At 65.4% G+C, this 26,310-nt stretch carries 26 protein-coding genes and 1 pseudogene; 16 read left to right on the top strand and 11 right to left on the bottom strand.

Going from position 1 to position 26,310, the window contains the following annotated elements; all coding sequences use genetic code 11:
• Positions 1-14: 14 nt before the first annotated feature.
• The 5 genes and pseudogenes from GC148_RS05290 to aat form a co-directional block, all read left to right on the top strand.
• The gene (locus tag GC148_RS05290; RefSeq protein ID WP_291069336.1) at positions 15-458 is read left to right on the top strand and encodes a type II 3-dehydroquinate dehydratase; all 444 of its coding nucleotides are present in this window, start codon (positions 15-17) and stop codon (positions 456-458) included.
• A gap of 6 nt (positions 459-464) precedes the next feature.
• Complete coding sequence (gene accB, locus GC148_RS05285) at positions 465-935, top strand: acetyl-CoA carboxylase biotin carboxyl carrier protein (protein WP_291069334.1); 471 nt, start codon at positions 465-467, stop codon at positions 933-935.
• Between the two features lie 2 nt (positions 936-937).
• Positions 938-2,326, top strand: a complete 1,389-nt coding sequence (gene accC, locus GC148_RS05280) for an acetyl-CoA carboxylase biotin carboxylase subunit (protein ID WP_291069331.1) — start codon at positions 938-940, stop codon at positions 2,324-2,326.
• 18 nt (positions 2,327-2,344) lie between these two features.
• Positions 2,345-3,169 carry an enoyl-CoA hydratase-related protein gene (locus GC148_RS05275; RefSeq protein WP_291069330.1) on the top strand — a complete coding sequence of 275 codons (825 nt, stop codon included), beginning with the start codon at positions 2,345-2,347 and terminating at the stop codon, positions 3,167-3,169.
• Between the two features lie 70 nt (positions 3,170-3,239).
• Positions 3,240-3,812: pseudogene (gene aat / locus GC148_RS05270) on the top strand (leucyl/phenylalanyl-tRNA--protein transferase); the annotation flags it as partial.
• A gap of 38 nt (positions 3,813-3,850) precedes the next feature.
• On the opposite strand, the gene GC148_RS15910 reads toward aat, so the two are convergent.
• From GC148_RS15910 to GC148_RS05255, 3 genes are read right to left on the bottom strand one after another with little or no spacing between them, the layout of a single operon-like run.
• On the bottom strand, positions 3,851-4,420 hold the full coding sequence (locus GC148_RS15910; RefSeq protein ID WP_366063181.1) for a DUF2155 domain-containing protein: 570 nt from the start codon (positions 4,418-4,420) through the stop codon (positions 3,851-3,853).
• Entirely contained in the window at positions 4,417-4,941 is a 525-nt protein-coding gene (mlaD, locus tag GC148_RS05260; protein WP_291069326.1) for an outer membrane lipid asymmetry maintenance protein MlaD, read from the bottom strand. The genes GC148_RS15910 and mlaD overlap by 4 nt, the downstream gene beginning before the upstream one ends.
• A complete protein-coding gene (locus GC148_RS05255) occupies positions 4,934-5,326 on the bottom strand; it encodes an NADH:ubiquinone oxidoreductase subunit NDUFA12 (protein ID WP_291069325.1) in 393 nt (130 codons plus the stop codon). Before GC148_RS05255 ends, mlaD begins: the two co-directional genes overlap by 8 nt.
• Positions 5,327-5,492: 166 nt before the next feature.
• Between GC148_RS05255 and GC148_RS05250 the strand changes: the two genes are divergently transcribed.
• Both GC148_RS05250 and GC148_RS05245 read left to right on the top strand, forming a co-directional pair.
• On the top strand, positions 5,493-7,736 hold the full coding sequence (locus GC148_RS05250) for a hypothetical protein (protein ID WP_291069324.1): 2,244 nt from the start codon (positions 5,493-5,495) through the stop codon (positions 7,734-7,736).
• A gap of 159 nt (positions 7,737-7,895) precedes the next feature.
• Positions 7,896-8,648 (top strand): pentapeptide repeat-containing protein, encoded by a 753-nt coding sequence (locus GC148_RS05245; RefSeq protein ID WP_291069323.1) that lies wholly within the window; start codon positions 7,896-7,898, stop codon positions 8,646-8,648.
• Between the two features lie 113 nt (positions 8,649-8,761).
• Here GC148_RS05245 and GC148_RS05240 read toward each other — a convergent pair whose 3' ends face one another.
• Both GC148_RS05240 and aspS read right to left on the bottom strand, forming a co-directional pair.
• Complete coding sequence (locus GC148_RS05240) at positions 8,762-9,097, bottom strand: hypothetical protein (protein WP_291069322.1); 336 nt, start codon at positions 9,095-9,097, stop codon at positions 8,762-8,764.
• Positions 9,098-9,365: 268 nt separating this feature from the next.
• Positions 9,366-11,189, bottom strand: a complete 1,824-nt coding sequence (gene aspS / locus GC148_RS05235; RefSeq protein WP_291069320.1) for an aspartate--tRNA ligase — start codon at positions 11,187-11,189, stop codon at positions 9,366-9,368.
• A 97-nt stretch (positions 11,190-11,286) separates the two neighbouring features.
• Here aspS and rnd point away from each other — a divergent pair, with 97 nt between their 5' ends.
• Positions 11,287-12,453: a ribonuclease D gene (rnd, locus tag GC148_RS05230; protein WP_291069318.1), complete on the top strand. Its 1,167-nt coding sequence runs from the start codon at positions 11,287-11,289 to the stop codon at positions 12,451-12,453.
• A 5-nt stretch (positions 12,454-12,458) separates the two neighbouring features.
• On the opposite strand, the gene GC148_RS05225 is transcribed toward rnd, so the two are convergent.
• The 4 genes from GC148_RS05225 to GC148_RS05210 are packed head-to-tail and all read right to left on the bottom strand — an operon-like array spanning position 12,459 to position 17,862.
• On the bottom strand, positions 12,459-13,946 hold the full coding sequence (locus GC148_RS05225) for a Ppx/GppA family phosphatase (RefSeq protein WP_291069316.1): 1,488 nt from the start codon (positions 13,944-13,946) through the stop codon (positions 12,459-12,461).
• Positions 13,943-16,114, bottom strand: coding sequence for an RNA degradosome polyphosphate kinase (locus GC148_RS05220; protein WP_291069315.1), 2,172 nt, complete (start codon positions 16,112-16,114; stop codon positions 13,943-13,945). The genes GC148_RS05225 and GC148_RS05220 overlap by 4 nt, the downstream gene beginning before the upstream one ends.
• 6 nt (positions 16,115-16,120) lie before the next feature.
• The gene (locus GC148_RS05215; protein WP_291069313.1) at positions 16,121-16,852 is read right to left on the bottom strand and encodes a DnaA/Hda family protein; all 732 of its coding nucleotides are present in this window, start codon (positions 16,850-16,852) and stop codon (positions 16,121-16,123) included.
• Positions 16,849-17,862 carry a hypothetical protein gene (locus GC148_RS05210; protein WP_291069311.1) on the bottom strand — a complete coding sequence of 338 codons (1,014 nt, stop codon included), beginning with the start codon at positions 17,860-17,862 and terminating at the stop codon, positions 16,849-16,851. Before GC148_RS05210 ends, GC148_RS05215 begins: the two co-directional genes overlap by 4 nt.
• A 143-nt stretch (positions 17,863-18,005) precedes the next feature.
• Between GC148_RS05210 and purM the strand changes: the two genes are divergently transcribed.
• The 4 genes from purM to GC148_RS05190 all read left to right on the top strand — a co-directional run bounded on the left by purM (position 18,006) and on the right by GC148_RS05190 (position 21,068).
• Positions 18,006-19,031: a phosphoribosylformylglycinamidine cyclo-ligase gene (gene purM / locus GC148_RS05205; protein ID WP_291069310.1), complete on the top strand. Its 1,026-nt coding sequence runs from the start codon at positions 18,006-18,008 to the stop codon at positions 19,029-19,031.
• Complete coding sequence (gene purN / locus GC148_RS05200; protein WP_291069308.1) at positions 19,028-19,615, top strand: phosphoribosylglycinamide formyltransferase; 588 nt, start codon at positions 19,028-19,030, stop codon at positions 19,613-19,615. Before purM ends, purN begins: the two co-directional genes overlap by 4 nt.
• An 82-nt stretch (positions 19,616-19,697) precedes the next feature.
• Positions 19,698-20,012: a GNAT family N-acetyltransferase gene (locus GC148_RS05195; RefSeq protein WP_291069306.1), complete on the top strand. Its 315-nt coding sequence runs from the start codon at positions 19,698-19,700 to the stop codon at positions 20,010-20,012.
• A gap of 42 nt (positions 20,013-20,054) precedes the next feature.
• Positions 20,055-21,068: an NADP-dependent oxidoreductase gene (locus GC148_RS05190; RefSeq protein WP_291069304.1), complete on the top strand. Its 1,014-nt coding sequence runs from the start codon at positions 20,055-20,057 to the stop codon at positions 21,066-21,068.
• Between the two features lie 137 nt (positions 21,069-21,205).
• Here the strand turns inward: GC148_RS05190 and GC148_RS05185 are convergent, their stop codons facing one another.
• Both GC148_RS05185 and GC148_RS05180 read right to left on the bottom strand, forming a co-directional pair.
• Positions 21,206-21,691: a CinA family protein gene (locus GC148_RS05185; protein WP_291069303.1), complete on the bottom strand. Its 486-nt coding sequence runs from the start codon at positions 21,689-21,691 to the stop codon at positions 21,206-21,208.
• Positions 21,692-21,695: 4 nt separating this feature from the next.
• Positions 21,696-22,604, bottom strand: a complete 909-nt coding sequence (locus GC148_RS05180; protein ID WP_291069301.1) for a crotonase/enoyl-CoA hydratase family protein — start codon at positions 22,602-22,604, stop codon at positions 21,696-21,698.
• A 126-nt stretch (positions 22,605-22,730) separates the two neighbouring features.
• On the opposite strand from GC148_RS05180, the gene GC148_RS05175 reads away from it, so the two are divergent.
• The 4 genes from GC148_RS05175 (at position 22,731) to GC148_RS05160 (ending at position 26,283) form a co-directional block, all read left to right on the top strand.
• The gene (locus GC148_RS05175; protein ID WP_291069299.1) at positions 22,731-23,660 is read left to right on the top strand and encodes a sterol desaturase family protein; all 930 of its coding nucleotides are present in this window, start codon (positions 22,731-22,733) and stop codon (positions 23,658-23,660) included.
• Positions 23,657-24,055, top strand: coding sequence for a ketosteroid isomerase-related protein (locus tag GC148_RS05170; RefSeq protein WP_291069297.1), 399 nt, complete (start codon positions 23,657-23,659; stop codon positions 24,053-24,055). The genes GC148_RS05175 and GC148_RS05170 overlap by 4 nt, the downstream gene beginning before the upstream one ends.
• Complete coding sequence (locus GC148_RS05165; protein WP_291069296.1) at positions 24,034-24,636, top strand: GNAT family N-acetyltransferase; 603 nt, start codon at positions 24,034-24,036, stop codon at positions 24,634-24,636. Before GC148_RS05170 ends, GC148_RS05165 begins: the two co-directional genes overlap by 22 nt.
• Positions 24,637-24,735: 99 nt before the next feature.
• Entirely contained in the window at positions 24,736-26,283 is a 1,548-nt protein-coding gene (locus GC148_RS05160) for an AMP-binding protein (protein WP_291069294.1), read from the top strand.
• Positions 26,284-26,310: the final 27 nt, after the last annotated feature.

Here is a 26,310-nt window from a genome sequence, read left to right as displayed (position 1 = left end):
GCAAACGGAGGCCCATGTCGAAACCGGTATATGTCCTCGGTGGCCCCAATCTCAATCTGCTCGGCACGCGCGAGCCCGAGATTTACGGTCGCGATACGCTCGAAGATATCCATGCCCGGCTGCGTGCCCTGGCGCCCGATGCGGCGCTGGTGATGCGCCAAACCAACTCTGAAGGCGAGCTCGTCACCTGGGTCCAGGAGGCCGGCCGCGAGGCCGGCGCCTTGATCCTCAATGCTGCCGCCTATACCCACACGTCCATCGCGCTTCATGACGCCTTGAAATCACTCAAGATTCCCGTCATTGAAGTCCACTTGTCAAATCCAGCGGCGCGCGAAGCGTTCCGGCACGTCAACTATGTTGCCCCTGTTGCAACGGCGTCGATTGCCGGGCTAGGTGCCTATGGATACGAACTGGCCCTAGGAGCCGCCCTGCGGCTTTCCGGACAGGCAGGGAGCTAAGAAAACATGAGTGTTTCCAAAAACAAACTTGATACCGGCCTCATTCGCGAGCTGGCCGCCATCCTCCGGGAGGGCGATCTCGGGGAGATCGAGATCGAGCATGAAGGCCTGAAGATTCGCGTGGCACGAGGCGGCCCGCAGGTCGTCCACGCCGCCGTGGCGGCCCCCGCTCCCGTTGCCGCGGCGCCCGCGCTGCCGTCCCCGGTCGGCCCTGGCTCCGTCGCCGTCCCCTCGGGCGCCCCGGACAATGCCGTGAAGTCGCCCATGGTCGGCACAGTCTACCTCTCCGCCGATCCACAGTCGAAGCCGTACATCAATGTCGGCGACAAGGTGAAAAAGGGCGACACGTTGATGCTGGTCGAGGCCATGAAGACCTTCAACCCGGTCGAAGCCGACCGCGCCGGCACCGTCAAAGCCATCTACGTCCAAAATTCCCAGCCCGTCGAATATGGCGAGCCGCTCGTCCTGATCGAGTAGTCATGGCCGAACCACGCAACATCAGCAAAGTCCTGATCGCCAACCGCGGCGAGATTGCGCTGCGCATCCACCGCGCGTGCAAGGAAATGGGACTGCAAACGGTCGTCGTTCATTCGGAAGCCGACCGCGACGCCATGGCCGTGCGCCTTGCCGACGAGAGCGTCTGCATCGGTCCCGCGCCGTCTGCCGAAAGCTATTTGAAAAAATCGCGCATTCTGGCGGCGGCGGAAATTACCGGCGCCGATGCGATCCACCCTGGCTACGGCTTCCTGTCGGAAAACGCCCAGTTCGCCGAGATGGTCGAGGCGCACGGCCTCGCCTTCATTGGTCCGACGGCAGAGCATATCCGTATCATGGGCGACAAGATCGCGGCGAAGGCGGCGATGATCGAGGCGGGCGTGCCCTGCGTGCCCGGCTCCGAAGGCGCGCTCGAATCAATTTCCGAGGCCAAGAAAGCCGCGAAAAAGATCGGCTATCCCGTCCTCGTCAAAGCCTCCGCCGGTGGCGGCGGCCGCGGCATGAAACTGGCGATGACCGAGGCCGACCTCGAGAACGCGGTGAAAACGGCAAAGACCGAATCGAAAGCCGCTTTTGGCGATGATGCGGTCTACCTCGAGAAATACCTCCAGGGCCCGCGCCATATCGAGATACAGGTGATCGCCGACACGCACGGCAACGTCGCCCATCTCTGGGAGCGTGACTGCTCACTGCAGCGCCGCAACCAGAAGGTCCTCGAAGAGGCTCCCTCGCCGGCCCTCAACCAGATCCAGCGCGAGGAGATCGGCGCCATCTGCGCCCGCGCGATGCAGAAGATCGGCTATCGCGGCGCCGGCACGATCGAATTCCTCTATGAAGAAGGCAAGTTCTACTTCATCGAAATGAACACCCGTCTGCAGGTCGAACACCCGGTCACCGAAATGATCACGGGCATCGACCTTGTGCGCGAGCAGATCCGCATCGCCGAAGGCAAGGCGCTCTCCTTCCGCCAGGAAGACGTGATGCTCGTCGGCCATGCCATCGAGTGCCGCGTCAATGCCGAGCACCCGGAAACCTTCGTGCCTTCGCCGGGCCTCATTACCGAGTTCCATGCGCCGGGCGGCCCCGATGTGCGCCTCGATAGCGCAGCTTATGCCGGCTATCGCATCCCGCCGCACTACGACTCGCTGATCGGCAAGTTGATCGTACACGGCCGCACCCGCCGCGAATGCCTCATGCGTCTCAAGCGCGCCTTGCAGGAGATGGTTGTCGGCGGTGTCTACACGACGCTCGATCTGCACCGCCGCCTCGTCGACAATGATGACGTCGTTGCAGGTCACTACAACATCCACTGGCTGGAAAAATTCCTGGCCGACGCCAAGGCCGCCGAGACGGAAGCCGCCAGCGAAGTCTGACAGCGAAGGGGCCCGGAATTGCGCGATACCAGCACAGGCGATCCGGCAGATCCGGCCCCCATCCTCCAGACTTTCTCCGGCAGCGTCCTCACGATCACGCTGAACCGGCCCTCCGCGCTCAACTCCCTGAACCGAGCGCTGATGGAATACTTCCGTGACGCGCTCGCCGTCGCAGCGGCGGATGCGTCCGTCCGGGCACTGATCATCACCGGCGCTGGGCGCGGCTTTTGTGCTGGCGCCGACCTCGTTGAGCAGACTGACAAGCCGCCTGTCTCGCGGGGACAGGGCATTTCCGACGGCATGACCAGCCACTTCAATCCGCTGGCGCGCGATCTCGCGGCGTTCCCGAAACCGACCGTCGCCGCCGTGAACGGCGTGGCGGCGGGCGGCGGCGTCGGCCTCGCGCTGGCCTGCGATATCGTGCTCGCCGCAAGGTCGGCGACGTTCATCCAGGTCTTTGCGCCGCAGCTGGGCCTGGTGCCCGACATGGGCTGTTCCTGGCACCTGCCCCGGCTGGTGGGCGCCGCCCGCGCCCGGGCCCTTGCGCTTCTCGGCGACAAACTGCCCGCGGAAAAGGCCGCCGAATGGGGCCTGATCTGGCAGGCTGTCGATGACGCCGATCTCTTGGCGCAGGCCACTGCTCTGGCCGAGAGGCTTGCCGCCGGGCCAACGCTCGGCCTCGTCCGCACACGGGAAGTCCTGGCCGCCGCCTTCGACAATGACTTCGCCGCCCAACTTGATCTTGAACGGCGCACGCAGTTCGAGCTCGGCAACACAGAGGATTTTGCGGAAGGCGTCCGCGCCTTTGTTCAGAAACGCCGGCCAAAATTCGCCGGCCACTAGGCGTGCCTGCCGCTTTTGCCGGCCCAAAGGCCGCGTTTACAGCCGCGGCGGCGCAACCCATATCTGCGCCATGACCGCCCGCTTCGGAACCGAGGACCTGCTCGCCTGCTATCGCCGGGGCGTCTTTCCCATGGCGGATTCGCGCGACGATCCACGCCTGTTCCTAGTCGATCCGGAGTTGCGGGGCATCCTGCCCCTCGACGCCTTCCACATCCCCAAACGCCTGAAGCGCACCGTGATCCAGGAGCCCTACCGGGTCACCTTCGACACGGCCTTCACCCGTGTCATCGAAGCCTGCGGCGAGCCGCACGAAGGCCGGCCCAGCACCTGGATCAACACGTCCATCCTCAATCTTTACAGCGCACTGCACCGGGAAGGCCATGCGCATTCGGTCGAGTGTTGGGACGGCGACCGCCTCGTCGGCGGCCTATACGGCATCGCCATCGGCGGCGCGTTCTTCGGCGAAAGCATGTTCAGCCGCGCGACCGATGCCTCAAAGATCGCGCTGGTGCACCTCGTCGCGCGCCTGATTGATCGCGGCTATGTGCTGCTTGATGCGCAGTTCCACAATCCGCATCTGGAACAATTCGGCCTGATCGAAATTCCGCGCGCAGAATTCCGTGCACGGCTGAAGCGCGCCCTCAAGGTGCCAGCGAGCTTCTACCCGCCTGCCCCGCAGGATCAGTCGATCGGTTCGGGTTCTTCCGGAAGCGCCGGGGCTTCGTCGCTCAGCGACACGCCGGCCGGAACATCATCCGTCAACGGTTCATCGCCGAGCGGAATGGTCACACGGTCTGGCAGCTTCACGGGCGCCGGTGCGGTGCAGCGGATCACCCAGATATCATAGACGGGGTGTTCCAGCGCGCTGAGGCCCGGCGAAGAGGCATACATCCAGCCCGAGAAAACGACCGGCGCTTCTTCCGTGGCCGCCGGGATTGCAGCGGCCTTTTCCTCTAGCGTCATGCCGAGCAGTTCGTTGCCGGTAACATGCGTCGAGAACACTTTCAGGAAGGCCGCGCTTTCGGGGACTTCATCCGGCGGCGTCTGGAAGCAGGCCTTCAGTTCGATCCGCAGCGAGCCGAATTCAACTGGCTCGCCGACCTTCACGACGATGTCCGTCGACCGGCCTGTGATCTTGTCCAGCGCGCGCAGCGTGGCGCGGTCCTGCTTCGCGTAAGTGGCGGCCGAGGCAAGGCCGACAAGCGACAGGCCCGCAGCCGCAAAGGCCGCCATGCGAAGCAAGGATTTCAAGGTTCAACTCCATCAAGGGCATCGAGCGGGTCGGCGGTCGGATCGGCTTCGCTTTCGGCAGGCTGGTCGCCGCCGCTGCCCGAAGCGAACGAGGCAAACAGCGTCAGCAGGTCAACGCTGCCGCGCGTGTACTGGATCTCGCCTTTGCCGTCCTGGGGAATGTTGTCCATGCTGCCGCCCGGCTCCAGCGCCACATAGGCGCCGCCGAGCAGGCCGTCGGTCGACACACGGGCGTCGGTATCGTCGGGCAATTCCCATTTCGTATCGAGGGCCAGCGTCACCACGGCTTCGAACCGTTTCGGATCGCCGTCGATGGCTTTCACGATGCCTGCCTTCACGCCGGCGATGCGCACATCGGAGCCGCGCGCCAGGCCGGACACGTTGTTGAAGCGCGCCGTCACCGTGTACTGGTCGCTGCCGGTTGCAGCTTCCCCGCCGCGCGCGAGCGCGAACCACAGGAACACCGCCGCCACCGCCACAACGACGGCGCCGATCATTGTCTCAAAGGCAGATTCACGCATCGGGTTTCCAGGCCTCGTAGTCGCCGTCCGATTTCTGGCGTGCGTCGCCGGCCGCCAGGCTGCCCTTCGGCTTGGTGGCGTAGGGCGTGCCGGTCATGTTCGGCGTATGGTCGATTTCCCACTCGCGCCGGTCCAGCGGCATCTTGGTCGGCGGCGTGTCCAGCGTGTGGTGCAGCCAGCCATGCCAGTCCGCCGGCACCTTCGACGGTTCAGCCAGGCCATTGTACATCACGTAACGGCGGCGGCGGCCTTCCAGCGAGGGCTTGCGCTCCTCGAAATACCGGTTGCCGTATTCGTCGGTGCCGATGGGGTTGGCGCGCCGTCCGATATCGAACGCGGCGCCGATCGTGTTACCGCTCCACCAGGTGAAAATCTGCTTCAGCATCTAGGGGTTCCTGACCTGACTTGATGGCCGCAATATGGCCGTGCCCGGGCAGTTAATCCATCCGCCGCGTGCAGGCAACTTGGCGCGCATACGGGGCTGCACAGGGTTGCGGCACGGGCGGGCCCAAGGCACCCTCTGCTGAACTGATTCGGCGCGGAACCCCATCATGGCAGCGAAATCCCAGAATGACCTACTCGAAGCGGCCGAATCGGACGGCTTGCTGTCTCCGGAAATCCGGCTGAGGGACGTGCTGCGCTCTGCCGGGCGCCTGCCCCAGCCGCTGACGGCCGCGGCCCTGCGCGATGTCCGGGCCGCCTGGTCCGCGGCGAACCTTCTGGGTGTTTCCCAGCTCGCCACCGCAGAAATGCTGGAACGCCTGGGCGACGCGCCAAAGAACGCCGAACTGGCCGAAGCCCTCGCCGCCGGCCTGCCGCAGGACGTGCTGGAAGAGGCCCTGCGCCAGCCGGGCGGCATCCTGAAGACCGCCGCGTCCCTGCGCGCCGCTGCCGTCAGCACCCCCTCGCCGCGCCCCGGCGTGTTCGATGCGGGCCACATCGACGCGGCTCTGTCTGACGCGCTGCTCGCGGCACTGGAAGAGGGCGCCGAAATCCACCTGATGCGCGGCGCCCTGCCCGAAGCCGGCACCCGCTGCCGCGTGCTGGATGTAGCCCAGGCCATCGGTCCCGGCGGGCTCGAAGCCGATTACCTGGTCGCAGCCGTCGACGCCGCCGCGCGCGATCTGGGCGAAGGCATGCTGGTCGTTGCCGGGCTTGGCGCTGCGGTCCTGTCACTGGGGCTCGACTATGCCTCGGAGGCCGGTGTCGCGGTCGGCGCCGCACTCGCTGCCCTGATCAAGTCATCCGCTACCGGCGCCGCCTTCCCCGCCGCCCAGGGCCGCCTGCTGGGCCTGGAGGCGATGAAGGCCAGCGGCCGCCGCGCCTGCCAGCTCGCCTTGCTGCCGCTGCGCGACATGGCCGCCGTGCTGCCCGAATGCGAAAGCGAAGGCGCCGCGCCGGTGCGCACCGTGCTGGCCTACGGGGAAGATGCGCCCAGCCTCAGCCGCGCCGCCCGCCTCGGCCTCGCCCGCCGCGCGCCCGAGCACCTGCCCGCCCTGCTCGACCGCCTCTCCCAGGCCGGTGAGCACGACCTCGACTCCGCCCTCGGCCGCACCCGCCTGCGCGACCGGGGCTTCACCGACGAAGCCATCGAGCGCGTGACGCGCGCCATTGGCGACGGCCTGCCGCTGAGCGCCGCCTTCTCCCGCTGGGTGCTCGGCGACGAGATCATCATCAACGACCTCAAGCTCTCGCCCGAGCGTTTCGACTCCGACGGCAAGGCGCTGCTGTCTGCGGTCGGCTTCTCCAAGAAAGACATCGCGGCAGCCGAACTCGCCATCGACGGCGCCATCGACGAGATCGCCGGCAAGGGCCTCGCTGCCGCTGGCCTTTCGCTGAATGTCAGCGCCGATGCCGAGATCCGCTTCACCGCCGCCACCTCCAAAGCACTCGGCGGCATGGGCATGCTGCGCGCGCCGTCCGCCGACGGGCTCGAACTCGCCGAAGCCGCGATGGCGGCGGGCCTGTCTGCGCTGATGACCGGCCACCGCGCGCCGCCTTCTGAAGACCTGCGGCTGCGGATGGAGCAGATCGTCTCGCTGGCCGAAGAGATCGTCGAGGATGCCGAAGCCCTGCCCGACCTGCCCGCCCTGTCGGAGGAAGCCCCCCGCGTGCGCCGCACCCGCCTGCCGGACCGCCGCAAGGGCTACATCCAGAAAGCCACGGTCGGCGGCCACAAGGTCTACCTGCACACCGGCGAATTCGACGATGGCAGCCTCGGCGAGATTTTCATCGACATGCACAAGGAAGGCGCCGCTTTCCGCAGCCTGATGAACAATTTCGCCATCTCGGTTTCCCTGGGCCTGCAATACGGCGTGCCGCTAGAGGAATATGCCGACGCCTTCGTGTTCACCCGGTTCGAGCCGGCAGGCGCGGTGACCGGCAACGACCGGATCACCAATGCCACCTCGATCCTCGACTACATCTTCCGGGAACTCGCCGTTTCCTATCTGGGCCGCGACGACCTCGCCGAAGCTGACGTCACACATGACGGTCTCGGCCGCGGCGCCGGCGACGCCACGCGCGGCGAGACCGCGGCCTTCACCAGCGAAGCGGCGCAGTTCATCTCGCGCGGCTTCTCGCGCGGCCAGCTGCCGGACAACATCGTCATCCTCGGCACCCGCCGGGCCGAAAAGGCCGCCGAGGAGCCCGCCGCCGGAGAAACCCGAGATCTTTCACCGACTTACCTGTCCCAGGCCTGCCCGTCCTGCGGCAGCTTCACCCTGTTCGAAGCCGGCCCCGACGGCCACATGGCCTGCGACACGTGCGGAGAGGAAAGCCGGGCGAGCCAATAGCCTGTTGCGCGAACGAGCATGGCATGGTGTTCGCGTCTCACGCGAAATTCATGACGTTCCGTCCAGTCTTATTGCTTTCTGGCAACAGTCGTGTCGCATTTACAGTTCTTACAGTTTGTTCAGTTTAGGGAATATCGGGAAAGGTCTATTCCGAGTCTCATGGACAATCTGAATCTGCGTCTCCTTTCACTGGCGGGTGCATTCGCCGCCTTCACCGCACCGGGCGCCTTCGCACAGGGCCAGCCGGTTGCCTGGTCTCCCAGCTATGTCGGCACCTGTGCCACCTGCGACCTTTCAGGCCGCAACCTGACCGGCTGGACGCTCTCCGGCGCCAACTATTCCGAAGCCAAGCTCGACTATTCGGTCATGCGCGGCGTGCAGGCCGTCGGCGTGAACTTCGAGCGCGCAGATCTGACCGGCGCTGACATGCGCGGCGCCGTCCTCACCAATGCCAAGCTCGCGGACGGCGTGTTCGCCGGCACGCGCCTGCAGGGCATCAAAGCCTCGGGCGCCGATTTCCGCCGCGCCCTGATGCACGGCGCCAGCCTGCAGGACGCCGTCATGGTCGGCGCCAACTTCGAACAGGCCGAGCTGATCATCGCCCGGCTCGAAAACGCTGACTTGTCGACCGCCAACTTTACGGGCGCCGTATTCGACCGCGCCAACCTGCGCGGCGCGATCTTCAACGGCGCGATCTTCACCGACGCCCGGATGGCCGGCGCAGACGTGACCGGCGCGTCCTTCCGCGATGCCCGCTTTCCCGGCGCAAACCTGCAATCGGTGAAGGGCTTCGACGAAGCCGACTTCGAAGGCGCCTGCGGCTCGCTCACGACCCGCCTGCCCGCCAACCAACGCCTGCCAATGTGCACCTTCTCGCAGCTCGCGACAAACCTCGCCGGCGCGCCCAACTGATACCGGAGCGCCCGCGCGCCTTCGGTCCCCTCACACCGGAACAAAAAAATGCGGCCGCTGTTCAGGCGGCCGCAGGTCATTTGCAAAACGGAAAAGCAGCGCTATTCGGGCGCTCAGGCGGCTTCGCTCATGTCGTCGTCGGAGATATCGTACAGCATACCGTAGATGACTTCGTCCGGCAGCTCGGCGAGGCGGGCGAGGATGTCCTTGGCTTCGGCTTCGCCGTCCGCATCTTCCCACTGCATGTCGGCAGCCGTCGCAATCCACTCGATCTCGACAATCGCGTAGCCTTCTTCGTCGAAGTCGGCTTCGACTTTGGCAATCGCATCATCTTCGCTTGCGGCGCTGACGGCGACGATCAGGAAGGCGCGATCTTTGCCCTCGAGGGCGCCATCGCTGCCCTCACCGCAGAGGACTTCACACGAAAGAAGGTAGGACGTTTGCGACATAGTCTTTCTCCATAGATTGTTCGCAGGATGTCAGACCCGGTCTGCGGACTTCGCCGGATGGAGCGAAGCCCCGTCAGCGGGCTGACGGCAACACTCGCAGGAAGCGGCATGGCCGGAGAGAACCGGCCAAGCGTTCACCGCCAGACCAACCGTTTCCGCACGCTTCTTGCTGTGCGTGAAATTCGCAAGACTTGATTAAGAACCCGCTAACTCTTTGCGGCGCCGCGAAGATTCTGCGCGGCGCCGGATAAATTCAGCGAAAGGCGCCTCAGCTCTTGATCGCTGGCGCGAGGCGGATGTTCAGCTCTTTCAGCTGACGGTCCTCGACTGGGCTCGGGGCGCCCATCAGCAGGTCGCGGGCCTGCTGGTTCATCGGGAACAGGATGACGTCGCGCAGGTTGTCGACCTCGGCCAGCAGCATCACGATCCGGTCCACGCCGGGCGCAATCCCGCCGTGCGGCGGGGCGCCATAGCGGAAGGCGTTCAGCATGCCGCCGAACTTCTCTTCCACGACGTGTGGGCCTTTGCCCGCAATCTCGAAGGCCTTGAGCATGATTTCCGGACGGTGGTTCCGGATGGCACCCGAGGACAGCTCGATGCCGTTGCAGACGATGTCATACTGGTAGGCCTTGATGGCCAGCTGTTTCTCGACCGTGTCGGCCGCCAGCAGCGCTTCCATCCCGCCCTGCGGCATCGAGAACGGGTTGTGGCTGAAGTCCACGCACTTGTTGTCTTCGTCCCATTCGAACATCGGGAAGTCGACGATCCAGCAGAGCTTGAAGATGCTCTTGTCGATCAGGCCGAGTTCCTCACCGATACGGGTGCGTGCGGCGCCCGCCAGCTTCACGGCGGCGGTCTTGTCGCCCGCCGAGAAGAACAGGGCGTCGCCGGCTTTGACGCCGGCCTTCGCGGCCAGTGCGGCAAGCGCCTCCGGCGCAAAGAACTTGGCGATCGGTCCGGTGCCGGCCAGCTTGCCGTCTTCTTCCACGAAGCGGATGTAGCCCAGGCCCGGAGCCTGCATTTCCTTCTTCGCCCAGGCGTCCATCTTGTCGAAGAAGCTGCGGGGCTGTTCTGCCGTGGTGGGCGCCGGAATGGCGCGCACGATACCGCCGCCATCGACGATCTTCTTGAACACGCCCAGCGTCACGTCCTCGCGGGTCGCAATGTCGGAGACATCACAGATGATCAACGGGTTGCGCAGGTCCGGCTTGTCGGAGCCGTATTTGAGCATCGCTTCGGCATATGGCACATGTTCAAACGGGCCCGGCACAACGGTGCGCTGCTTGCCGTCCCACTGGGCGAACTCCTCGAACACGCCGCGCATGACTGGCTCAACTGCGTTGAACACGTCTTCCTGGGTGACAAAGCTCATCTCGATATCGAGCTGGTAGAACTCGCCGGGCGAGCGGTCGGCGCGGGCGTCCTCGTCGCGGAAGCACGGCGCAATCTGGAAGTAGCGGTCGAAGCCAGACACCATCAGGAGCTGTTTGAACTGCTGCGGCGCCTGCGGAAGGGCGTAGAACTCGCCGGGATGCATCCGGCTCGGCACGAGGAAGTCGCGCGCGCCCTCCGGGCTCGAAGCGGTCAGGATGGGCGTCTGGTATTCGGTGAAGCCCCCGGCCACCATCCGGCGGCGCAGGCTCGCAATCACGTTGGAGCGCAGCACCATGTTCTTGTGCAGCTGCTCCCGGCGCAGGTCCAGGTAGCGGTGCTTGAGGCGGATGTCTTCCGGATAGGAATGGTCGCCGAACACCGGCATCGGCAGCTCGGCGGCCTCGGACTGGACCGAAACAGCCCCGCCCACGACCTCAATTTCGCCGGTCGCAAGGTTCGGGTTCACGAGGTCCCCGTCCCGGGCCACAACCTTGCCTTCCACCGTGATCACGCTCTCGGCGCGCAGGCGCTCGACCGTCGCAAAGCCCGCAGAGCCCGGATTGAACACGATCTGCGTCAGGCCGTAATGGTCGCGCAGGTCGATGAACATCACCCCTCCATGGTCCCGGCGGCGGTGCAGCCAGCCTGACAGCTTGACGGTTTCGCCGACATGGGACTTGCGCAATTCCCCGCAGGTGTGGGTGCGATAGGCGTGCATTGGGCGAAAACTCCGGTATCTCGGCCAAACAGAAAGAAGCGGCGTAGGGCACAGACCCCCTCGCCTTTGTCAAGCTGGTGCGATAAGCGACCCAGCAATGACTGACAACACCCTGACGCCCATCACTGAGCAGTCCGCGCTGGAAGATCTGTGTGGACGTCTGGCCGAAGCGGAATTCGTGTGCGTGGACACCGAGTTCCACCGGGAAACCACTTACTGGCCGGAACTGTGCCTCGTGCAGGCCTCTGCGCCCGGCGTGGAGGGCCTCATCGACCCTCGCGCCGAAGACCTCGACATCAAGCCCTTCCTGGACCTGATCGCCTCCGACCGGCAGACCAAGGTGTTCCACGCGGCCCGCCAGGACATCGAGATCTTCAACCGCCTGATCGGCCACCCGCCTGGCCCGATCTTCGACACCCAGGTCGCCGCCATGGCGCTCGGCTTCGGTGATTCGATTTCCTACGACAACCTCGTCCAGCGCGTCCTCAAGAAGCAGATCGACAAGTCCAGCCAGTTCACCGACTGGATGCGCCGTCCGCTGAGCCAGAAACAATTGGTCTACGCCCTCGGCGACGTCACCCACTTGCGCGACGCATACCAGATCATGCGCGACGAGCTGGAACGCACCGACCGGATGACCTGGGTGCGCGAGGAAATGGCCGACCTCGAAGACCCGGCCACCTATGACACCGAACCGATGAACGCCTGGCAGCGCCTGAAACTGCGCATGCCGAAGAAGGACTATGCCGCCGTGGTCGTCTCCGTCGCCGCCTGGCGCGAGCGCGTGGCGCAGGAACTCGACAAGCCGCGCCGCCGCATCCTGAAGGACGACGCGATCCAGGAGATTGCCGCGCAGAAGCCGCGCTCGGAAGAAGACTTCGCCCAGCTGCGCTCCGTGCCGAACGGCTTCATCCGCTCCAAGCATGGCCAGGGCCTGATGGAAGCCGTCCGCGCCGCCATCGACACGCCGGATGCTTTCGCGCCGGAACTCTCGCGCCCGGTCCAGAATGCCCAGATCCCGGCCGGCGCGCCGGAGCTGCTGAAAGTGCTGCTCAAGCATGTCAGCGACGAGAACAATGTCGTGCCGCGCCTGATCGCCAACTCTGCCGATATCGACCGGATCGCCCGCGGCGAAACGAGCCAGGACATCGCGGCGATGACCGGCTGGCGCTACGAGATGTTCGGCAAGAAGGCGCGCGCCTTGCTTTCCGGAAAGCTCGCCGTATCGTTCGAAGGCGGTCAGGTCCGCCTGTTCGACGTCTGAGCGCTTCAGCGCACGCTGGTGCGCGATTTCAGCTTCAGCTGGTTGGCTGCCTGTGACAGGCGGCGCTCCACCGTTTCCGAGATCAGGTTCGCGTCCCGCTTGCCGACCTGCAGCTCCAGCGTATCGCCCTCGCGGCTCAGAGACACCCGCTTGAGGATCGGCCCCGACCGGCCGGAGAAGACCGCGCCCAGCCGCATCAGCAAGCCGATCTGGCGCGCCCGGTCAGCCTGCGGATCCGTAGTCAAGCCGATATGCTCGGCGGGGCGCTTGAAGTCCTTCTCGTACCGGCAGCCGATGGCATAGGCGATCATCGCGCGCTCGGGATGGGTCACACCCAGATAGGGCGCGCGCAGCGCCTGGTCGTAAGCCATCTCGGCGCGGTGATCGGGGTGATACCGTCCCGCGCTGTCGGCCATCATGCAGGCGGCTTTCTCGATCCGGATGTCGGCCGCCGGCGAGCCGAACAGGTCCGGCTGCGGCACCAATGCCGGCGCAATGAACGTGTGCAAGGCACGCCCGAACGCGATCTGGTTGTTGTCGAGCCGCGCATAGGCGACGATCCCGTCCGTCAACGGATCTTCGAGCTTCATCTCCAGCAGGTCGTGCAGCACGCCTTCGCGCACGCCGGTCGCGGAGATCGTGACGCCTTCCAGCGCGCTATGGGCCAGCACTTCCTCGATCAGGATCGCGGCCATGGGGAAATATTTCGCCCGCCGCTTGTCCAGTGCCTCGATCTGTTGGCGTGCGGCGGCGTTCGACAGCGAGTCGACACACAGTTTCGCCGCCCGGGCCACCTGGCCTTCATTAATCTGGTAGCCCTGCAGCACGTGCAGCGGATATCGTTCCAGCTCCATCACCAGCCGCCCGAAGGCGCGCCACGCGCCGCCCACAGCGTAAAAACGCCCACGCGCGCCGGTCAGCACCTCACTGGTCTTCAGGGCGTCGCGGATTCGTTTGCGCAATTCCTTCGGTTCACTGACAATATCGCCGAGTGCGAGCGGGCCCAGCATCAGGCTTTCGCCCTCCTCCCGGCCGCCGGGCGCGCCAATGCGTTTCAGCTCAAGGCTCGACCCGCCAAGATCCCCGATCACGCCCAACGGATCGTGGATGCTGAGATCCACACCGCGCGCCGACAGGCGCGCTTCATCTTCGCCGCTCAGCAGGCGGACCGGACGGCCAAGCACCTTGCCCGCCGTCTTGAGGAAACTCTCGCCGTCGCTGGCCATCCGCACGGCCGCTGTCGCAACCGCCTGATAGGTGTCGACATTCAGCGCCCGGAGGATGGCGCGGTAGCGGCTGAGTGCCTGCAACGCCGCCTGCACGCCCTGCGGCGACAGATGCCCGGTCTTCGTCAGTCCCTCGCCGAGCCCCGCCATGACCTTCTCGTTGAAGCTCTGCAGGATCGAGGCGCCCAGCACATCGCAGATCACGAGACGGACCGAGTTCGATCCGATGTCGATGATGCCGGCCTGACGGGGTTGGGCAATACTCATTTCGGTCCTTCAGGCAGCGACAGGCGCGGCGGCAGGGTCACTTCCAGCGCGCTGCCACGGCCGGACAGGCTCGGGTTCAGCATGAAATAGCCGTGGGCGGAGAACGCGCCGTCGGACGCTTCGCTTTCAAAGCGCTCGTAGCGGCCATCGGGATGCATCAGCCAGGATTGCTGCACATCATTGAGATTGGCCACCATGATCTGGTTCATCACCTGGCGGTGCACGGTCGGGTTCTGGATCGGCACCAGCACTTCCACGCGGCGCTGCAGGTTGCGCGGCATCCAGTCCGCCGAAGACATGAACACCTTCGCTTGCGGTGATGGCAGCGGCTCGCCATTGGCCACGCACAGCATGCGCGCGTGTTCGAGGAACCGCCCGACGATACTCTTCACCGTGATGTTTTCCGAGAGGCCCGGAATGCCCGGCCTCAGGCAACAGATGCCGCGCACGATCAACTGGATCGGCACGCCGGCCTGGCTCGCCCGGTAGAGCGCATCGATCACATCGCCGTCGACCAGCGAGTTCATCTTCGCCCAGATCCCGCTCGGCTTTTTCTTCTTCGCCGCCGCCGCCTCGGACTCGATCATCTCGAGCAGCTGCTCTTTGAGGTTCACCGGCGCCATGCAGATCGACTCGAATGTCGGAGGAATTTCAGGCGGTTCCCGGTTGGCCGTGACAAAGTTGAACAGTCGGTTGGCGTCGCGCCCCAGGGCCGGATCGGCAGTGAACAGCGAAAGGTCCGTATAGATACGCGCGTTGATCGGGTGATAGTTGCCAGTGCCGTAATGGGTGTAAGTGCGCAGCTCATTGCCCTCGCGGCGCACCACCAGCGAGACTTTCGCGTGCGTCTTGTATTCGATGAATCCGTACACGACCTGCACGCCCGCGCGTTCGAGGTCGCGGGCGAGACGCAGGTTCGCTTCCTCGTCAAAGCGCGCCTTGATCTCGACCAGCGCCGTGACCGACTTGCCGGACTCCGCCGCCTCGATCAACGCACCGACGATCGGCGAGTTCACCGTAGTGCGGTACAGCGTCTGCTTGATCGCCACGACCTGCGGATCCGCCGCCGCCTGGCGCACGAACTCGACCACCACATCGAAGCTCTCGAATGGATGATGGACAAGGATATCCTTGGCGCGGATGGCGGAAAGGATGTCGCCGCCCATCTCGCGGATGCGTTCGGGATAGCGCGGCTCATAGGGGGGGAATTGCAAGTCTGGCCGGTCATCGACGATCAGTTCGGACAGGCGCGCCATGCCGAGAATGCCGTCATACTGCACGACATCCGAGGAATCCGCGCCGATCTCGCGCATGATGAAGTTGCGCAGCCGCTCCGGCGCGCTCGATTGCATCCGCAGGCGGACGATCCGGCCTCGGCGGCGCTGCTTCAGCAACACCTCGAATTCGCGAATCAGGTCTTCGGACTCTTCCTCGATCTCGATATCGCTGTCGCGCACGATGCGGAACAGGCAGCGTCCGGCCTCCTTGAAGCCCGGAAACAGGGCCGGCAGGAACAGGCCGATCACGTCCTCCAGCGCAATGAAGCGGATGCCCGGCTTGGCGCCCTTCGGCAGGCGGATGAACCGGCGCACGAAGGACGGCATCGGCACGATGCCCACCTGCGCCTCGCCGCCATTCACCGGCTGCAGGTCGAATGCAATCGTGAAGCCGAGGTTCGGGATGAATGGAAACGGGTGTGCCGGGTCAATCGCCAGCGGCGTCAGGATCGGGAAGATGTTGGAGTGGAAGTAGGCCTCGATATCGGCGCGCTCGCGCTTGGTCAGGTCTTCGGCCGCGAGCACGAAGATGCCCTCGTCCTCCATCGCGGCCTTCAGGGCTTTCCACTGTTTCTGCTGGTCGGCGATCAGGTTGAACGCGGCTTCCTCGATTGCAGATACCTGCTGGGCGGGCGTCAGCCCGTCCTGGCTCGGCCGCGTGACACCGGCGCGCACCTGCTCACGCAGGCCGGCATAGCGCACCATGTCGAACTCATCGAGGTTGCTGGCCGAGATCGACAGGAAGCGCAGCCGCTCGAGAAGCGGATGGGCGCGATTGTCGGCCTCTTCCAGCACACGCTGGTTGAACTCAAGCCAGGACAGCTCGCGGTTCAGGAACCGCTGCGGCGACCCCATCAGCTGCTTGTTCACTCGGCTCTGGCCATCCGCCATGTCGGCTCATTCCTCCGCCTCGTCATCGTCCCCGGCCCCGCTCATCGCGTCGAGCACCCGCCGGGCCAGCGGAAGGCTGGGCGCCCGGTCGTGCTCACTCACCGCGTCGCTGAGTCGGTCCATGAAGTTCTCAACGGCCTCATAGGCAAGTTCAAGCCGAGGCACCAGATAGTTGAGTACCTCGGTCGAGAGTCGCAGGTAGCGCTGCGCCGCCGCCGCCTGCAGCCGGGCCCGCAGCACATCGTCATCCGGTGCGCCGATTTCGCCGACCGGCAGGGAATTGAGCCGCGACTTGAGGTCCGGCGATCCGGCCCGCCACTGTGACGGTGGGCGGTGGGCCGTCAGCAACAGGCGGCCGCCGCCGGAGGTCACCAGGTTGATCAGCGACAACAGGGCCTCATCGCTCTTGCCGGCCACGAGGTCGGCGTCATCGACCACCACATGCCGCCCGGCCAGTGCATCCAGCCCGCGCAGGCCGGCGCGGGAGAGCTGCGCGGCGCTGAGATACTCCCCGCCGAACTGATCGGCCCAGGCCTCGGCAAGATAGGTCAGGCCGCACTTTGCCGGGCCCGTGATGCACAGCACCGGTGTCGCCCAGTCGTCCGGCTTGGATGAGATTCTCAACGCCGCCGCATTGTGTGGTCCCTGCACCAGGCCGTCCCAGCTGGCGGGCGGCGGGGGGAAACCGAACAGGGGCTGCGTCGGTCGCTTGTCCGGGTCCGGTTCTCCGGCGTTCACTGCTGGATCGAGGTCGACACAGCCGAGCGCAGGGTCAGGTCGCCCTCTTCGCGCGAGAGGGTGACACCGCGCTGTACGAGGTCGTTGCGCAGGCGGTTCTCGTCGCCGGCATAGGAGAAGGTCACGATGGCGCCTTCACGGGCGACCGCCTTGGTGCGGAAGTCCGACACCAGCGGCGAACGGGCGAGCGCGCCGCGCAGCGTGTTCCATTCGGCCAGCGAGGTGTAACGCACGGAGGCGGACACATCGGTGCGCGAGCCGTCGCGCACGATCGAGGCCTGCTTCCAGGATTCGTCCAGCATCGTGGACACCGCTTCAGCCGCAGCTTCAAGTGTCGGCATCGGCGGCGTGGCGCCGATGGCCTCATTGCCGTTGGCCGTCACGGTTGAGACCACGACCCGCCAGGCGCCATCGCGGCCCTGCAGCTCGGCCAGGATGCCGCGGCGGGCATTCAGCGGCGTCGCTTCCGGGTTCAGCTCCGTCCAGGTGCTGTAGGGCGTGTAGATGCCGGTCGCTGTGACAAACGGCACCAGCGTGCCTTTGTTGCGCTCGCCGAAGGCGGTGACCCAGGCAGCCTGCTGGCCGACGGTCGAGACCGGCGCCATCAGGGCCAGCGGGGCCTGAGCGTCGAGATAGGGTACTTTCAGCGAATCAAGGTGGGCCCGCACCACGGACGGGTTCAGCACCACGGCCAGCTTGCCTCGGTAGCGTCCGGCGCCCTGTGCCTCTTCTTCCACGTCCACCGCCGCCGCAAACCGCGCAGCCAGGGCCGCATCGATCGGCACGCCACCCGCCGCAGCGCGGTCCGACGCCAATGTAATCTTGTTGATCAGGGTGCGCGCCGCCGTCAGCCGGGCCGAGGTCATCGCCCGTTCACGCGCCTCGATTACCGTCGCAGCGGTCTCATCCACGGCGATGCCCCGGATGGTGTAGACGTCGCGCGTGTCGGCATGCACGGCACCCGCGCCGGCCAGGGACAGGAACAGGGCGGCCAGTAGCAGTCGAATCATGGAACGCGAACTCCTTAGCTGGGCTTCTTCTAACAGGCACAATCTGAACCGGAAACCGCGAGCTTCACTTCCGAACCTTCACTGGAACTCTGGTCCGCCTCATGCTAACGCGCCGGTTCGGGCAAGCACTGGGGCCAGATCAGATGAACGCGACCTCCAAACCGCCCCTTTCGTACCGCGATGCCGGTGTCGATATTGAGGCAGGCGAGCGGCTGGTAGATGCCATTTCGCCGATGGCGAAGGCGACGGCCCGCGCCGGCGTGATGGGCGGCCTCGGCGGCTTCGGCGCCCTGTTCGACCTGAAGGCGGCCGGTTACACTGACCCCATCCTCGTCTCGGGCACGGACGGCGTCGGCACCAAGCTGATGCTGGCCTTCGAAACGGGCATCCACAACACGGTGGGCATCGACCTCGTGGCCATGTGCGCCAACGATGTTCTGGCGCAGGGCGCCGAGCCCCTGTTTTTCCTAGACTATTTCGCCACCGGCAAACTGGAGGGCGGGATCGCGGAAGCAGTGATCGCCGGCATCGCCGAAGGCTGCCGCCAGTCCGGCTGCGCTCTCGTCGGCGGCGAGACCGCCGAGATGCCGGGCATGTACCCGCCGGGCCATTACGATCTGGCCGGGTTCGTGGTCGGCGCGGTGGACCGAGACAAGGTGCTGCCCCGCCACGGCGACATGAATGACGGCGACGTGCTGATCGGCATCCCCTCCTCCGGCCCCCATTCCAACGGCTATTCGCTGATCCGCCGGATCGTGGCCCGCGAGGGCCTGTTCTATGGTGGCCACTCGCCCTTCTCGAACCAGACGCTGGGCGAAGCGCTGCTGACGCCAACGCGGCTCTACGCCCCGCTGGTGATACCGCTGATCCGGTCCGGCCGCATCAAGGGCCTCGCCCACATCACCGGCGGCGGCCTGACCGAGAACACCCCGCGCATGTGTCCGGACAGCCTTGTGCCCCACATCGACCGCGCCAGCTGGGAGCCCCTGCCGGTGTTCAGATGGCTGCAGGAGGCCGGCGGCGTCACCGATGACGAGATGCACCGCACCTTCAACATGGGCATCGGCCTGGTGCTGGCCGTTGCCCGTGCGGACGTCGACAGCGTTCTGGGCGACCTGGTCGCCGCAGGCGAAGTGCCGCGCGTGATCGGCGGGCTCAAGCCGGCATGACGCGGCTGAGGCTCGCGATCCTCATCTCGGGCCGCGGCTCCAACATGGAAGCTCTGCTGCGCGCCGCCAGGGACCCGGCCTACCCGGCCGAGCCAGTGCTCGTGTTGTCCAACCGCCCGGACGCCGCCGGATTGCAATTCGCCGAAGCGGCGGGCGTCGCCGCGCTGGCTATCGACCACAAGACCTACGGCAAGGACCGGGAAGCCTTCGAGTTCCATGTCGACTCAACCTTGCGCGGCGCCGGCGTCGAGGTCATCGCGCTCGCCGGGTTCATGCGGGTGCTGACGCCCTGGTTCGTCAAACGCTGGGAAGGCCGGATGATCAACATCCACCCGTCCCTGTTGCCGAAGTACAAGGGGCTCGACACCCACCAGCGCGCCCTTGATGCCGGCGATACCGAAGCTGGCTGCACCGTCCACTGGGTCAGCGCCGGAGTCGATGAAGGCGAGATCATCGCGCAGGCCCGCGTGCCCATCTTGCCGGGCGACACGGCAGAGACGCTGGCCGCGCGGACACTTCCCGCCGAGCACAAGCTCTACCCCGAAGCGCTCGCCAAGGCGTGCGCCGTGATCGCCGCGCGCTAGCCGTGCCGCGACCGAAGCACTGGATTGCCGCCGCGATGTCGGGCAGGTTCCCTGAAGCCCGGCAGGGGAAGAAGGCAAGCGCATGACCGACATCGTCATCACCAAGGAAGACGGACCCCGCAAAGGCCGCTACGTCGCGCGTATCGATGGCATCGATGCCGAGGGCGAGATCACCTACACGCATCCCCGCGCCGGTGTGATCAGCGCCAACCATACCGGCGTGCCCGAGGCGATGGGCGGACAAGGCGTCGCGCGGGCGCTGCTCGATTTCATGCTCGAGGATGCCCGCACCAACGGTTTCAAGATCATCCCCGTCTGCCCTTATGTGCGCGGCCAATATGCCAAGCATCCCGAATGGGCGAACCTTTTCACTATCGGGCCGGGCGAGATCCCCTGACCGCGCCGCCCGCCCCGACACCCCCGAAAGATGGACACCTCCATGCAGCAGATCGTCTTGAAGCAATATTGCGACGGCCCGCCGAAGCCTTCGGATTTCGAGCTTGTCACCCTGCCTCTACCTGAACCGAAAGACGGACAATTCCGTGTACGGCATGTCTGGTGCTCGGTAGATCCCGGCACGCGCTCGCGGCTGTCCGGCGGCGACAGCTACGCGGCCGCCCTGCCCCTCGGCAAGCCGGTGGACGGGTTCAGCGCCGGCGTCATCGACGCGTCGAACAATCCGGACTGGCCGGTCGGCACCAACGTGTTCTGCGCGGGCGGCTGGAAAACCCATTCGCTGCAATCCGGCAAAGGCTTCATCGGCAAGGTGATCGATGTGCCGGGCGTGCCGCTCTCGGCCTGGATCGGCGTGCTGGGCGTGCCCGGACTGACGGCCTGGTTCGGTATGAAGGACGTCGCACGTTTCAAGGAAGGCGACACGGTGCTGGTGACGTCTGCGGCGGGCCCGGTCGGCGCGACCGCCGGCCAACTGGCGAAAGCCTGGGGTGCCTCGAAAGTGGTCGGCGTGGCAGGCTCGGATGCGAAGTGCGACTGGCTGGTGAAAGAGGCGGGCTTTGACGCCGCGATCAATTACAAGTCGGCGGCGGACCTCACCGGAGCCATCGCGGCGGAATTTCCGGCAGGCGTCGATATCCTGTTCGACAATGTCGGCAATGCGATGGTCAACCGCGTGCTGCCCTTGATGGCAATGAACGGGCGGATCTGCATTTCCGGTCAGGTGGCCGACTATAATCTGACCCCGGAGCAAACCCCGGGCATCGTCAACACCAAGCCGTTTATCACGCACCGCGTGAACATGCAGGGCCTCGTCGTGTTCGACTTTGCGCGCCGCTTCCCCGAAGCGCTCTCCACCATGGCGCGGATGATCGCGGACGGATCCCTGAAGACGCAGGAAGAACAATTCGAAGGAATCACCGCCATGCCCGAAGCCTTCTGCGGCCTGTTCCGCGGCGAGAATACCGGCCGGCGCGTCGTGAAGGTCGGCGAGGACTAGGCAGCCCGCGTCCGGACGCAGCTTTCGGGCTGGCCGGTTTTGGGGGGCTTGGGTTTTTCAGACTCGCTTATGCAGGGCGGCGTGCGCCGCGCTGGATTCCGGCTTTCGCCGGGATGACAGGATGATAGGGGTTGGGGTCATGTCAGGGCGGCCTTAAGGAGGGTCAGCGCTTCCTCGGCAAAGCGGCGCATGTTTTCGGGGCGGTCGGTGAGGCCGGTTTCGAGCGTGCGGGAGACTTCGAACTTTCCAGGACCGGCGAGCGCCACGCAGGTGTGGCCAGCGGCGTCACCATAGCCGTTGCCCGTGGGGCCCGAGGCGCCGGTTTCGCAAAGGCCCCAATGGGCATCGAGCTTACCGGCGATGGTGCGCGCGAGGAGCCGGGCGTAAGGTTCGGTCGAGGAGCGCATGCCGCCGAGATCCTCACGGCGCAGCCCTAGCAAGCCGCGGAAGGCCTGCGGCGTGTAGATGACCCCGCCGCCGCGATACCAGGCAGACGCGCCCGGCGCGGCCAACAGGGCAGCGGAGATCAATCCGCCTGCGGAAGATTCCGAAACCGCCACGGTCTCGCCGCGCGCCTTGAGGCGCGCGCCGATGTCCTCAGCAAGAGGCAGGAGAGATTGCATGGCCCTACTTGTTGCCGATCCATTCGAATTCCGGCTCATCCCACCAGGGGAAGAAGCCCGGCATGCCATCCGACACCTTCACCGGATAGGTCGGCTGGCGCTTCTCGAGGAAGCTCATGACACCTTCCTTGGCATCCGGCGTCTTGCCGCGCGTGTAGATGGCCGCGGAGTCGACGATATGGGCTTCCATCGGGTGGGAGGCGCCGAGCATGCGCCACATCATCTGGCGCGTCAGGGCGTTGGAAACCGGCGCGGTATTGTCCGCTATCTCGCGGGCCAGGGCGCGCGCGGTGGTCATCAGGTCTGCCAGCGGCACGACGCGGCTAACGAGGCCGCCGGAGAGGGCTTCGGACGCGGGGAAGACGCGGCCTGTATAGCACCACTCCAATGCCTGCTGGATGCCGACCAGGCGCGGCAGGAACCAGCTGGAGGCAGCTTCGGGGTTGATGCCCCGGCGGTTGAACACGAAGCCGAAGCGGGCATTCTCCGAGGCGATGCGGATGTCCATCGGCAGCTGCATGGTGACACCGATGCCGACGGCGGCGCCGTTGATGGCGCCGATGACCGGCTTGAGGCTGTTGAAGATGCGCAGGGTGACGCGGCCGCCGCCATCGCGCTGGATGTCGACCGACTCGGTGCGGCCCTTCTCGCCGTCGCCGGCGCGGGCGTCATAGTCGAAGGTCTTGGCGCCGGCTGACAGGTCTGCGCCGGCGCAGAAGGCGCGCTCGCCGTGCCCGGTGACGATGACGACCTTCACATTGTCGTCGGCGTCGGTGATGTCGAAGGCCTCGATCATTTCGTACATCATGGTGCCGGTGAAGGCGTTCATGTTGTCCGGGCGATGGAGGGTCAGCGTGGCGATGCCGTCCTCGATGTCGAGAATGATTTCCTTGAATTCCTTGGGACGGGCCATGCTGATTCCTCCGGTCTGGTTAAGCTGGCCCCGACAAGGGGCCCCTTCCCTTGCGTCCGTCAAGCGCAGGACGAGGCGCGCGGATGGGGAGTGACGGGGCCGTCATTTTTCGCTAGCGATCCGGCCATGGATTTTGTGCCCCTGCCCGAAGTGACCACCCTGGCCGCGCCGTTCTTCGTGCTGTCGGTGGCGCTCGAATGGTGGGCGGTCAAGACCGGCCGGGCCAAAGGCCGCTACGAGACGAAGGATGCCTTCGCCTCGATGGCGATGGGGGTGGGCAACCTGGTGGTCAATACGCTGACCGCTGCGGTGTTTGCCTGGCTGATGGCACTGGCCTGGCCGTACAGGATTGCAACGCTGCCGATGACCTGGTGGACGGTGGCGCTGGCCTTCCTGCTGTATGACTTCGTGTATTACTGGAAGCACCGGTTTGCGCACCAGATGCGCTGGTTCTGGATGGAGCATGTGACGCACCATTCCTCCGAGCACTACAATCTGACGACCGCGCTGCGCCAGCCCTGGTTCGGGCCGTTCACGGGGCTGATCCTGCTCGGCGTGCCGATGGTGTGGCTGGGCTTCCATCCTTATATCATTGCGTTCGTAGGCGGCCTGAACCTGCTCTACCAGTTCTGGATCCATACCGAGGCGATCGGGCGGATGCCCGGCTGGTTCGAAGCGGTGTTCAATACGCCGAGCCATCACCGCGTGCACCATGCGACCAATCCCCGGTACCTGGATGCGAACTATGCCGGCGTGTTCATCATCTGGGACAAGATGTTCGGCAGCTTCGTACCGGAACTGGACCGGGAAAAGCCCGTATACGGAATTGTGAAACCCGTCGGCTCGTACAATCCGGTCGTGCTGGCCTTCCATGAGCTTGCCGGACTGGTGCGCGACTGCGCCCGCGACGGGTTGCGCCCGTGGCGCTGGCTCGGGCGGGCGGTGAATGCGCCCGGCTGGAGCCCCGACGGGGCGCACGCCCGGTCGACAGAGCTGAAGCGCGCCTATGTCAAGGATCATCCGGAAGAGGCCGGACAAGCAGGACTGCCGAAATGACGACTCAAGACTTGATCAAAGCCTATTACGCCGCGTTCAACGCCAAGGACTGGACGAAGATGGCCGGCTGCGTGGCGGAGGATATCAACCATTTCGTCAACGAGGGCGACAAGCGCGGCGGGCGCAAGGCGTTTGCAGAGTTCATTGCGCACATGGACGATTGCTATAACGAGACGCTCACGGACATCGTCGTGATGCCGTCCGCAGACGGATCACGCGCGGCGGCCGAGTTCATCGTCCACGGCATCTACAAGAAGACCGATTCCGGACTGCCCGAGGCGCACGGACAGACCTACCGCCTGCCAGCTGGCGCATTCTTCGACGTGAAGGACGGCGCGATTACGCGGGTGACGACGTACTACAATCTCAAGGAATGGATCCGGCAGGTCTCGTGAAGACGCGAACGCTGACCGGCGCAGACCTGGAGGCGGCCCTGCCTGCGCTGGCGGCGCTGCGCATCGAGGTGTTTCGCGCCTTTCCTTATCTCTATGCCGGGACAGAAGACTACGAGCAGCGCTACCTGCGCGACTTTGCGGCGGCGAAGGACAGTTTCGTGGTCGCCGCCGAGACAGAGGCCGGGCGGATCGTCGGCTGCGCGACCGGTTCGGCGATCACGGGGCATCACGACGCGTTCGCGGCGCCGCTGGCGGCAGCGGGGTATGACCTCGCCTCGACATTCTATTTCGGCGAGTCGGTGCTGCTGGCGGACTATCGGGGCCATGGGCTGGGCCATGCTTTCTTCGATGCGCGCGAAGCCCATGCACGAGCGCGGGGATACGAGCGCACCTGTTTCTGCGCGGTCGAGCGGGCGAAGGACCATCCGCTGAGGCCGGCGGACCATTCGCCGCTGGACGCGTTCTGGACCAAGCGGGGCTATCGCAAGCTGGACGGCCTGCTGACCACATTCGACTGGCCCACGACCCCGGGCGGGCCCAGCGAGACGCACGCCATGGGCTACTGGATGCGGTCGTTCTGACGCCCCCTCCCGCGAGGTCAATCGTGGACAGTTCGGGGGGCGACGCTAGAGTTCGCCGCGAAATGCCACCGGGACAAGGTGGCCCCCGAGGAGACCGCCATGCACCCGTTCCACCACGCGAAAACCCATCCTGACAAGCCCGCCATCATCATGGCCGCGACCGGTGAAACCATCACCTTCAAGCAGCTGGACGAGCGCTCCAACCGGATCGCGCACGCACTGCGGGCCGCAGGCTGCAATCCCGGCGACACGATCGCGATCTTCGCCGAGAACTCGCCCCGGTATTTCGAAGTCTGCTGGGCGGCGCAGCGGGCGGGGCTTTACTACGTGGCCGTCTCCTCGCGCCTGACGACACCGGAAGTGGGCTACATCATCGAGGATTCGGGCGCGAAACTGCTGATCGCCGGTGCGAGCAAGGCCAGCGTGGCGAAGGAAGTGAAAGCCGCGACAGGGCTGACCGATTGCTGGTCGATCGACGGCACGATCGAGGGGTTCAAGTCGCTCGAGACGCTGACGGCGACCTATCCGACAACGCCAATTGCCAACGAGATGGCCGGCACCGACATGCTCTATTCCTCCGGCACGACCGGCCGTCCGAAAGGCATTCGCCCGCCGCTGCAGCCGGACCTGCCTATCGATGCGGACAATGCGCTGATCCAGATTGCGAAGGTGATGTCCGGTGCGAATGCTGACTCGATCTACCTCTCCCCCGCCCCGCTGTATCACGCGGCGCCGCTACGCTGGTGCATGACGTTCACGCGGATCGGCGCGACGCTGGTGATCATGGAGAAGTTCGAGCCCGAGGCCTACCTGAGCCTTGTCCAGAAGTACAAGGTCACTCACTCGCAGCTCGTGCCGACGATGTTTGTGAAGATGCTGAAGTTACCCGAAAACGTGCGCAAATCGTACGACGTCTCCAGCCTGAAGTTTGCGATCCATGCTGCGGCGCCCTGCCCTGTGCCGGTGAAGGAACAGATGATCGCCTGGTGGGGCCCGGTGATCGACGAGTATTATGCCGGCTCTGAAGGCAACGGCATGACCTGGGTGAAAAGCCCGGACTGGATGACCCACAAGGGCACGGTCGGCCGCGCGATTATGGGCGAGCTGCACATCTGCGACGAGAATGGCGACGAAGTGCCGGTGGGCGAAGAGGGCCAGGTGTATTTCGGAGGCACCACGCCACCGAACTATCATAACGACCCCGAGAAGAACAAAGCCGCGCTGAACCCGAAACACCCCGACTGGTCGTCACTGGGCGATGTCGGCAAGGTGGACGAGGACGGTTTCCTCTACCTCACGGACCGCAAGGCCTTCATGATCATATCCGGCGGCGTGAACATCTATCCGCAGGAATGCGAGAACATCCTGATCACCCACCCGAAAGTGGCCGATTGCGCCGTGATCGGTGTGCCGGACGAGGAGTTCGGCGAAGCGGTGAAGGCTGTGGTGCAACCGATGCCAGGCATTGCGCATTCGGAAGAACTGGCGGCTGAGCTGATGGCCTTCTGCCAGGCCAACCTGTCAAAGATCAAATGCCCGAAGAGCATCGACTTCGATCCAGAACTGCCGCGCCACCCGACCGGCAAGCTGTACAAGCGGCTGATCCGCGACCGCTACTGGGGCAACAAGACCAGCCGGATCGTTTAGGGCCGGCCCCTTGCCGCCCAGGCCCGC

Source organism: Hyphomonas sp. (genome assembly GCF_016125515.1).
Classification (GTDB): Bacteria; Pseudomonadota; Alphaproteobacteria; order Caulobacterales; family Hyphomonadaceae; genus Hyphomonas.
Note: the sequence above shows the minus strand (reverse complement) of the source record. Positions and strands in the feature narration are given on the sequence as shown.

Coding starts and splice junctions, on each gene's coding strand:
- GC148_RS05290 (WP_291069336.1), top strand. CDS start 15: ATGTCGAAACCGGTATATGTCCTCGGTGGCCCCAATCTCAATCTGCTC.
- accB (WP_291069334.1), top strand. CDS start 465: ATGAGTGTTTCCAAAAACAAACTTGATACCGGCCTCATTCGCGAGCTG.
- accC (WP_291069331.1), top strand. CDS start 938: ATGGCCGAACCACGCAACATCAGCAAAGTCCTGATCGCCAACCGCGGC.
- mlaD (WP_291069326.1), bottom strand. CDS start 4,941: ATGCGTGAATCTGCCTTTGAGACAATGATCGGCGCCGTCGTTGTGGCG.
- GC148_RS05255 (WP_291069325.1), bottom strand. CDS start 5,326: ATGCTGAAGCAGATTTTCACCTGGTGGAGCGGTAACACGATCGGCGCC.
- GC148_RS05250 (WP_291069324.1), top strand. CDS start 5,493: ATGGCAGCGAAATCCCAGAATGACCTACTCGAAGCGGCCGAATCGGAC.
- GC148_RS05245 (WP_291069323.1), top strand. CDS start 7,896: ATGGACAATCTGAATCTGCGTCTCCTTTCACTGGCGGGTGCATTCGCC.
- GC148_RS05240 (WP_291069322.1), bottom strand. CDS start 9,097: ATGTCGCAAACGTCCTACCTTCTTTCGTGTGAAGTCCTCTGCGGTGAG.
- aspS (WP_291069320.1), bottom strand. CDS start 11,189: ATGCACGCCTATCGCACCCACACCTGCGGGGAATTGCGCAAGTCCCAT.
- rnd (WP_291069318.1), top strand. CDS start 11,287: ATGACTGACAACACCCTGACGCCCATCACTGAGCAGTCCGCGCTGGAA.
- GC148_RS05225 (WP_291069316.1), bottom strand. CDS start 13,946: ATGAGTATTGCCCAACCCCGTCAGGCCGGCATCATCGACATCGGATCG.
- GC148_RS05220 (WP_291069315.1), bottom strand. CDS start 16,114: ATGGCGGATGGCCAGAGCCGAGTGAACAAGCAGCTGATGGGGTCGCCG.
- GC148_RS05210 (WP_291069311.1), bottom strand. CDS start 17,862: ATGATTCGACTGCTACTGGCCGCCCTGTTCCTGTCCCTGGCCGGCGCG.
- purM (WP_291069310.1), top strand. CDS start 18,006: ATGAACGCGACCTCCAAACCGCCCCTTTCGTACCGCGATGCCGGTGTC.
- purN (WP_291069308.1), top strand. CDS start 19,028: ATGACGCGGCTGAGGCTCGCGATCCTCATCTCGGGCCGCGGCTCCAAC.
- GC148_RS05195 (WP_291069306.1), top strand. CDS start 19,698: ATGACCGACATCGTCATCACCAAGGAAGACGGACCCCGCAAAGGCCGC.
- GC148_RS05190 (WP_291069304.1), top strand. CDS start 20,055: ATGCAGCAGATCGTCTTGAAGCAATATTGCGACGGCCCGCCGAAGCCT.
- GC148_RS05185 (WP_291069303.1), bottom strand. CDS start 21,691: ATGCAATCTCTCCTGCCTCTTGCTGAGGACATCGGCGCGCGCCTCAAG.
- GC148_RS05180 (WP_291069301.1), bottom strand. CDS start 22,604: ATGGCCCGTCCCAAGGAATTCAAGGAAATCATTCTCGACATCGAGGAC.
- GC148_RS05175 (WP_291069299.1), top strand. CDS start 22,731: ATGGATTTTGTGCCCCTGCCCGAAGTGACCACCCTGGCCGCGCCGTTC.
- GC148_RS05170 (WP_291069297.1), top strand. CDS start 23,657: ATGACGACTCAAGACTTGATCAAAGCCTATTACGCCGCGTTCAACGCC.
- GC148_RS05165 (WP_291069296.1), top strand. CDS start 24,034: ATGGATCCGGCAGGTCTCGTGAAGACGCGAACGCTGACCGGCGCAGAC.
- GC148_RS05160 (WP_291069294.1), top strand. CDS start 24,736: ATGCACCCGTTCCACCACGCGAAAACCCATCCTGACAAGCCCGCCATC.